Genomic DNA, 8203 nt, shown 5'->3' with positions numbered 1-8203 from the left:
ATCGAAGCGATCACACTCAGGAAGATCCTCGATAGTCGTGGGAATCCCACCATTGAAGCAGATGTTCTGGTAGAAGGTGGATTCGGGCGTGCAGCGGCCCCAAGCGGGGCAAGCACAGGAAAGCATGAAGCGGTTGTCAGGTCACCGGATGAGGCGATACCGTATGCATACAATACGGTTATTCCTCAGTTGATTGACCTTGATTCCCGTGAACAGGTCACCTTTGATCGTATCCTCCATGAGATCGACGGGACCAGCAACTTTGCAGGTATCGGAGCAAACATCGCAGTTGCCCTCTCACTTGCAAATGCAAAAGCAGCAGCATCGTCGCTCAACATCGAACCTTACACCTATCTCGGGGGAATATTTGCAGACGAAGCCCCTCTTCCGCTTGGAAATGTCATCGGCGGAGGAGCTCATGCACCAGGAGCAACCGAGATTCAGGAGTTTCTCATTATCCCAACAGGTGCATCTTCAACCGAAGAAGCGGTCTTCACAAATGCCCTCGTTCACAAAGAGGTGAAGAAGATCCTCACCTCCCGCGGGATCACCTGTGGGAAGGGAGATGAAGGAGCATGGGCACCACAGATCTCAGATCATGATGCACTTGAGCTGATCAACAATGCAATTGATACGGTCACCGATGAGACCGGTGTCAGTGTAGCTATTGGCCTTGATGTCGCGGCAAGCGAACTCTGGGACGGAGAACGATATGTCTATCGTGAACGGAACCGTTCCACTGAGGATCAGATCGCCTACATCGCTGATCTCGTCGACACCTTTGATCTCATCTATGTCGAAGATCCCCTTCATGAAGAGGATTTTGAAGGGTTCTCCACCCTTACCGATCAGATCAATGACAACTGCCTCATCTGCGGCGATGATATCTTCGTCACAAACCCCGAGCGAATCCAGAGAGGGATAGAGATCCAGTCTGCAACCGCCGTTCTGATCAAACCAAATCAGATCGGGACCCTCACGGATACATTCGAGGCGGTAAGCCTTTCCCATAGATATGGGATGGAGACTGTGATGAGCCACAGATCAGGAGAGACTACAGATACGACCATCGCCCACCTTGCAACCGCATTTGGATGCATATACCTCAAATGCGGTATCGTCGGTGGCGAAAGAATAGCTAAACTAAATGAATTGATTCGTATTTCGGAGAATTTCGCATGAGCGAGAACGAACTTGATATCGAACTGAACGAGCCCCTTGTACCGGTTGAGGAATACCTTGCGGCAGGCGTTCACATTGGAACACAGCAGAAGAGCAACGAAATGATGAACTTCATCTACCGCGTCCGCGGAGATGGTCTGTACATCATTGACATCAGAAAAACGGACGAGCGGATCAAACAGGTGGCAGCATTCCTCTCCAGGTTTGAATCACCAAAGATCTTTGCCGTGACATCACGACAGTACGGACAGTACCCTGCCCGAAAATTTGCAGAAGTCATCGGAGCAATGTCCGCTACCGGCAGGTTCATCCCGGGAACTCTTACAAATCCCGCCCTGAACCAGACTACACTGAATAAGTATATCGAACCCGATGCAGTCATCGTCACCGACCCGATCGGTGATGCCCAGGTGGTCCGGGAAGCAGTTCAGTCCGGCATCCCGGTCATCGCCCTCTGTGACACAAACAACAGCACACGAAACATCGATCTCGTCATCCCAACAAATAACAAAGGCAGAAAAGCTCTCTCCATGGTCTACTACCTCCTCGCAAAGGAGATGCTCAGGCTTCGGGGAATCACCACATCACTCACTCCGGAAGACTTTGAGACCGACCTTTAAATAGTCAGAAGAACAACTGCCTGAAGAGGTAGGGAGTCTTATGGAGAACCGTTTGTGTACAATGGCAGGGATGTTTTATCCGAAGGAGCCGGGGCATCTTGAGCAGGTGCTTGAGATGTTCTTCCAGCCTCCTCAGGAGGATCTTCATCCCTTCGGCATCATCGTTCCACATGCAGGATATCCATACTCAGGATCAGTTGCTGCCCGTGGATACGGTACAATCGATCCCGGTTTCAGTGGAACCTTCATCGTCATCGGCCCAAGCCACCGTGGATACCGGACCTGTGTATCCGCACTCCCCTGGGAGACACCCCTTGGTATCATTCCAAACGATGAAGAGCTCTCGCGGGCACTGGGTATTCCCGTTGACGAAGATGCACATCAGGAAGATGAAAACTCTCTTGAGACCCAGATGCCGTTCATCAAGTACCGGTTTCCACGTGCCCGGATTACACCGGTTCTCATGGGTGATCAGTCCCCGGAAGAGGCAGGGCGCCTCTCAGATGCAATCCTTCAGGCTATCAGAAGAACAAAGAGAGAGGCGATCATCGTCGCCTCAAGTGACTTTTCACACTACATCCCACAGAAGAGGGCAGAGGAGATCGATGCAAAAGCAATCGAGCCGATCCTCTCGCTTGACACCAATGAGTTCTACACGAGGATCAGGGATCTCAGGGTTTCTGCATGCGGTGTAGGGCCGATCGCTGCGATGATCCAGGCTGCATCCGGTCTCGGTGCCAGGAAGGGAATACTCCTCCGGTACATGACGAGCGGCGATGTTACTGGTGATCCCGAAGTGGTCGGTTATGCGGCCATTGCGGTGATATAGGTTGGCAACATGGAGCGCACCAGGTAAGATCTTCCTCTTTGGTGAGCATGCCGTGGTCTTTGGAAAACCAGGGATCGCAATGGCGATCAAGCCACGGGTTATGGTCACCGTACGGAAAGCGAAACGGCAGAAGAAACCGAACTCCTCCTATATTGCCGAATGTTTCCGGCAGATGGGTGTTTCAGGATCGGTCTATGTCAGATCCCAGCTTCCAAGCTCTTCGGGTCTTGGCTCTTCCGCAGCAGTGACCGTTGCAACACTCTTTGCGATCAATGATGAGTTTGAGATGGGAAGAGCACCTGAAGAACTCGCATCTATCGCTCACCTGGTTGAGAAGAACGTCCAGAACGGGCGAGCCAGTGCAACAGACACCTATGTCTCTACAGTGGGAGGCATGGTATTAATTACCGGCAATACCAAACGAAGGCTACCTCCACAGCCGATCCAGCTCGTCATCGGTAATAGTCTTACCCACCACAACACTTCGGATATGGTCGCACGGGTGGCTGAACTGAAGAGGACCAGGCCACAGATCGCAGATCCGATCATCGACGCGATCGCCGCTGTAACAAAGTGTTCAATGCATCATTTCAATAATCCGCGGGAGTTTGGTAATCTGATGAATATGAACCATGCACTCCTTGAGGCACTGGGGGTAGGCCACCCCCAGCTCTCCCGCCTCGTCCTCGCCTCACGTGCAGCAGGCGCACTTGGAGCAAAGATGACCGGTGCAGGAGGAGGAGGGTGCATGTTTGCACTCTGTACAAAGAGTGCCAAGACCCGTGTGGCAGGTGCAATAGAAGCATGTGATGCCCGGGCAATCATCACCACCATCGACACCCAGGGTGTACGGAAAGAGAAGGATGAATAAGACGGTTGTACTTAAACTCGGCGGATCTGTGATCACCGAGAAGCAGTCTGCCGGAGTGATCAACCACACCCGGCTCCAGGAGATAGCGAAGACTCTCGCCTCATACCGGGATCTCCCTCTTATCATCATTCATGGGGCCGGGTCCTGCGGCCATCCTGAGGCACAGCGCTTTGCAATTCAGAGCGGAGTCACTCATGAAAATGCAGTCGGTGTCGGAGAGACCCACCGGGCTGTTGCCGGACTGAATACAGCAGTTGTTCAGGTACTCCGGGATGCAGGGCTTGACGCAGTCGGCATCCATCCCTTATGCGGATCAGTTGCAGAGAACGGACGACTCATCTCTTTTGAGACAAAACATCTCGATCGCATGGCTAACCTTGGTATCATCCCGGTTCTTCATGGCGATGTGGTAATGGATACAGAACGCGGGGCATGCATCATCTCAGGAGATCAGCTCGTTCTGAATATCGCCATTGGAATTTCCGCAGGGCGTGTCGGCCTTGCAACCGATGTCCCGGGTGTCCTGGCAAAAGGTAATGTTATCAGAAAGATTCATCGATCTGTTATTCAGGAGATCGATCTCGGCGAATCAGGGAAGACAGATGTAACCGGTGGGATGAGAGGCAAAGTAGAGGAGCTCCTCACCCTTGCGGATGCCGGAATACCTTCTTCAATATTTCATATTGAAAAACTCGGAGATTTCCTTGCCGGAGATGACCACAGCGGAACTGATATTGTGGAGATATAATGATGACCAGACCTGAACAGACCACTTCCCGAAAACTTGATCACCTCCGCATCTGTAGTGAAGAGGAGATCGAAGCGGGAGATTCAGGTTTCTCGGATGTCAGGATCGTCCATTCCGCTCTCCCTGAATGCACTATGGACCAAATCGACTGCTCATGCAGGTTCCTCGGACATTCCCTCTCTTCCCCCCTCTTCATCGCCGCGATGACCGGCGGCCACCCCGATACAACCGAAGTGAACCGCCGCCTTGCACGGGCAGCCGAACATTTCGGCTGTGCTATCGGTGTCGGATCACAGCGGGCAGCGCTTGAACGGCCGGATCTCATCGAGTCGTTTGCGGTTGTCCGGGAAGAAGCCCCAACTGCCTTTATTGCTGCGAATATTGGGGCTGTACAGCTCCGTGAACACGGTGTTGCATGGGCAGAGGAGGCCGTATCAATGATCGGTGCGGATGCGATCGCAATCCATCTCAACTTTCTGCAGGAAGCGATCCAGCCCGAAGGCGATCGTGATGCAGCCGGATGCCTCAGCGCAATAGAAGAGCTCTGTTCTGAAGTGTCGTTCCCCGTGATCATCAAGGAGACGGGGTCTGGCATATCCCGCGAGACCGCACGACTCCTCTGGAATGCCGGTGTCCATGCAATCGATATCGGAGGCCATGGTGGTACATCATGGGCACGTATCGAAGGGATACGGGCAGAAGAGAGTGACGGCACCTTGCAACAACGTCTCGGTGAAGACTTCATCGATTGGGGTATTCCAACGGTGGTAAGCCTGATAGAAGTCAGAGAGACCGGAGGGCCGGTGATTGCAACAGGCGGCGTCAGAAGCGGCGTCGATATCGCAAAAGCCCTTGCACTCGGTGCCGATATGGCAGGGATGGCACTCCCGCTCCTCGCACCTGCGATGGAGAGTGATGATGCACTCGCATCAGCCATCGACCATATCCACAGACAACTGAAAGCAGCGATGTTCCTCTCGGGAGCCGCGACCATACGCGATATGAGGTCGGTTCGGACATATATCACCGGAGAAACACGCACAATGATACAAAAATACGATTAGAGGTACATTATGGAGATAGAAGTAATCGCTGTCGGCGGATACGACGAAGTTGGTCGGAATATGACCGCGGTCCGCTGTGGCAAGGATATCGTAATATTCGATATGGGACTCCGGCTTGACCGGATCATGATCCATGAGGATGCGGATGTTGAAAATATGCATTCTCTGGATCTGATCCAGATGAAGGCGATCCCAGACGATACGGTAATGAACGGGATCGAAGGAACAGTCAGGGCGATAGTCTGTACGCATGGACATCTTGACCATATCGGGGCACTTCCAAAACTTGCCCACCGGTACAACGCACCCATCATATCGACACCATATACGACTGAGCTGATCCGTCAGCAGATCGCAGGAGAACAGAAGTTCGGGGTGAACAACAAACTCTTTGCTCTCAAATCAGGCGGCAGATACACCATATCACAGAATCTGACGCTTGAGTTTGTACGGATGCAGCACTCGATCATCGATACCGTGATGGCGGTGCTCCACACACCTCATGGTGCGGTGATCTATGCAAACGACTTCAAACTTGATCGGACACCGGTCATCGGAGAACCACCGGACTTTGCCCGTATGGCACAGCTTGGAAAGGAAGGGGTACTCCTTCTCATAACCGAGTGTGTCAATATCACGTCAAAAGGCAGAGCCCCAAGCGAGCGGATTGCCCGCGATCTCTGCCGTGATGTCATCACGAGTTTTGAGGATGATAAAAACGCCATCCTGGTGACGACCTTCTCGTCCCACATCTCACGGCTGAAGACCCTCACCGAATGCGCCCATGAGATAGGAAGAAAACCGGTCCTCCTCGGCCGCTCGATGGAACGGTATTCAACAACCGCCGAACAGATGAAGCTGGTTGCGTTTCCGAGGTCAACCTCGGTCTTTGGCAACCGAAGGACAGTCGACCGGATATTCCGGCGGATGATGAAGGAAGGCAAAGAAAAATTTATGCCGATCATCACCGGTCACCAGGGAGAACCGGGGTCGGTCCTGACACGGATCGGGCAGGGGGATACCCCGTATCGTCTTGAGAAGGGCGACAAAGTCCTCTTCTCTGCAAAAGTGATACCAAATCCGATGAATTATGGACAGCGGTACCTCACCGAGACGAGGCTTCGGATGACCGGGGCACGTATCTTTGATGAGTTGCATGTCACCGGGCATGCGTACCGTGAGGATCATTATGAATTTATCCATCTGCTCAACCCGCAGCATATCATCCCCTCACATGGAGATCTCAGAATGACGGCGTCATATGCTGACTTCGCTGCTGAGCTCGGGTATACACTCCATCAGGATGTTCACCTGATGACAAACGGCCAGCGGCTTCTGGTTCACAAGTAAGAGAGGTAACGACCATGGATCTACAAGAATACCTTGAATCTGTTGAGGATCTCATCGACAAGACGATCTTTCGATTCTTTGGAGATGCACCCGGCGATCTGAACAAAGCGAGCGCACACCTGCTCCTCGCCGGCGGAAAACGTCTCCGCCCTGCAATGGTGATGCTTGCAGCGGATGCGATTCATAAGAACGCATCGGATAAGGTCTTTCCTGCGGCTCTTGCACTTGAAATGACCCACACCTTCACACTCGTCCATGACGATATCATGGACCGTGACTCACTTCGGCGAGGGGTGCCGACCGTTCATACCGTATGGGACGAACCGATCGCGATCCTTGCCGGAGATGTCCTCTATGCACGTGCATTTGAGCTGATCTGCAAGGCCGATTCAGATCCTGCATCAAAAGTCCGTGCCATTGCGATGCTCGCAAAAGCCTGCGAAGAGATCTGCCAGGGGCAGGCGGACGATATGTCATTTGAGAAGCGGACTGATGTCTCCCGCGGTGAATACCTGGATATGGTGCGGAAGAAGACCGGTGCACTCTATGCAGCGGCTGCCGGGATCGGCGCCATCCTCGCAGGAGGGTCACCTCAGCAGGCAGAAGCACTCCACAATCTCGGTATGACGACCGGGATTGCGTTTCAGATTCAGGATGATCTGATTGATCTTCTGACACCCCGGGGCACAAGCGGAAAAGACCGTGCATCTGATCTTCGTGCAGGTAAACAGACCCTGATCGCCATCGTTGCAGGAGAGCGGGGGATCGATCTCACACCCTACAAACGAGATCTCACCGATGAAGAGATAGATTCCGTTATTAAAAATCTTGAGGATGCGGGTGTCATTAATGAGGTCAGACAGATCGCACTCAACCTCGTTCAGGATGCAAAGAAAGGGTTATCTGTTCTTCATGAGTCCGAAGAGAAACAGTTGATCATGCAGATGGTCGATTTCTTCGTGACCCGGGGGTTCTGAGATGGATGAGGAGGCTCGTCAGATCCTCAAACAGTACGCACTCCAGAATGCAGTGAAGCATAAGAGCGTTCCGCGTGCAGGAGCCGTTGTCGGAGCGGTCCTCGGAGCCAATCCGGAACTTCGGAGCAGGGCAAAGGAACTGAACGCGATCATCGGATCTGTCCTTGCCGATGTCGAGGCTCTCACTCCTGAAGAGAGGGAGGAAGAACTCATCCGATCAGCACCGGATCTTGTCGCCTCAATGCACCAGAAGAAGGAACGGTCAAACGAACTGCCACCGCTCCCGGATGCCGAAGGTGGTGTCGTGATGCGGTTTGCACCAAATCCCTCCGGCCCCCTGCATCTCGGCCATGCCAGGGCATCGATTCTCAACGACGCCTATGTCCGGCGGTATGGTGGGAAGTACATCTACCGGATCGAAGATACCGATCCGAAACGGGTTGATCCGGATGCCTACCAGATGGTCAGAGAGGATCTCGAATGGCTCGGGGTAGAGATCTCAGATATCGTCTACCAGAGCGACCGGCTCGATATCTATTATGACTATGCAAGACAGCTGATC

Annotated in this window: 9 protein-coding genes; all 9 read left to right on the top strand. The window is 53.0% G+C overall.

Translation table 11 applies throughout. The annotated features are described in order from the left end of the window. On the top strand, window positions 1-1182 hold a 1182-nt coding region (gene eno, locus Q7V06_RS08640), incomplete at its 5' end, for a phosphopyruvate hydratase (protein WP_304840608.1). After that, window positions 1179-1802 (top strand): 30S ribosomal protein S2, encoded by a 624-nt coding sequence (gene rpsB, locus Q7V06_RS08635; RefSeq protein WP_304840606.1) that lies wholly within the window; start codon window positions 1179-1181, stop codon window positions 1800-1802. The genes eno and rpsB, both read left to right, overlap by 4 nt. Window positions 1803-1842: 40 nt before the next feature. Continuing rightward, a complete protein-coding gene (amrB, locus tag Q7V06_RS08630) occupies window positions 1843-2631 on the top strand; it encodes an AmmeMemoRadiSam system protein B (RefSeq protein ID WP_304840604.1) in 789 nt (262 codons plus the stop codon). A 1-nt stretch (window position 2632) separates the two neighbouring features. Further along, entirely contained in the window at window positions 2633-3502 is an 870-nt protein-coding gene (mvk, locus tag Q7V06_RS08625; protein ID WP_304840602.1) for a mevalonate kinase, read from the top strand. After that, complete coding sequence (locus Q7V06_RS08620; protein WP_304840600.1) at window positions 3495-4250, top strand: isopentenyl phosphate kinase; 756 nt, start codon at window positions 3495-3497, stop codon at window positions 4248-4250. Before mvk ends, Q7V06_RS08620 begins: the two co-directional genes overlap by 8 nt. A gap of 2 nt (window positions 4251-4252) precedes the next feature. Beyond that, on the top strand, window positions 4253-5314 hold the full coding sequence (gene fni, locus Q7V06_RS08615) for a type 2 isopentenyl-diphosphate Delta-isomerase (RefSeq protein WP_304840610.1): 1062 nt from the start codon (window positions 4253-4255) through the stop codon (window positions 5312-5314). Window positions 5315-5323: 9 nt separating this feature from the next. Next, entirely contained in the window at window positions 5324-6664 is a 1341-nt protein-coding gene (locus Q7V06_RS08610; RefSeq protein WP_304840598.1) for an RNase J family beta-CASP ribonuclease, read from the top strand. 14 nt (window positions 6665-6678) lie between these two features. Further along, entirely contained in the window at window positions 6679-7641 is a 963-nt protein-coding gene (locus Q7V06_RS08605; protein ID WP_304840596.1) for a polyprenyl synthetase family protein, read from the top strand. Between the two features lies 1 nt (window position 7642). Beyond that, the coding region (locus Q7V06_RS08600) for a glutamate--tRNA ligase family protein (protein ID WP_304840594.1) at window positions 7643-8203 on the top strand (561 nt) is incomplete at its 3' end.

Source organism: Methanocalculus sp., from assembly GCF_030651615.1.
Lineage (GTDB): Archaea > Halobacteriota > Methanomicrobia > Methanomicrobiales > Methanocorpusculaceae > Methanocalculus.
This window is presented reverse-complemented; position numbering and strand designations above follow the sequence as displayed.

Bases quoted from the DNA above. Each gene is read 5' to 3' on its own strand.
- rpsB (WP_304840606.1), top strand. From the start codon at position 1,179: ATGAGCGAGAACGAACTTGATATCGAACTGAACGAGCCCCTTGTACCG.
- amrB (WP_304840604.1), top strand. From the start codon at position 1,843: ATGGAGAACCGTTTGTGTACAATGGCAGGGATGTTTTATCCGAAGGAG.
- Q7V06_RS08620 (WP_304840600.1), top strand. From the start codon at position 3,495: ATGAATAAGACGGTTGTACTTAAACTCGGCGGATCTGTGATCACCGAG.
- fni (WP_304840610.1), top strand. From the start codon at position 4,253: ATGACCAGACCTGAACAGACCACTTCCCGAAAACTTGATCACCTCCGC.
- Q7V06_RS08610 (WP_304840598.1), top strand. From the start codon at position 5,324: ATGGAGATAGAAGTAATCGCTGTCGGCGGATACGACGAAGTTGGTCGG.
- Q7V06_RS08605 (WP_304840596.1), top strand. From the start codon at position 6,679: ATGGATCTACAAGAATACCTTGAATCTGTTGAGGATCTCATCGACAAG.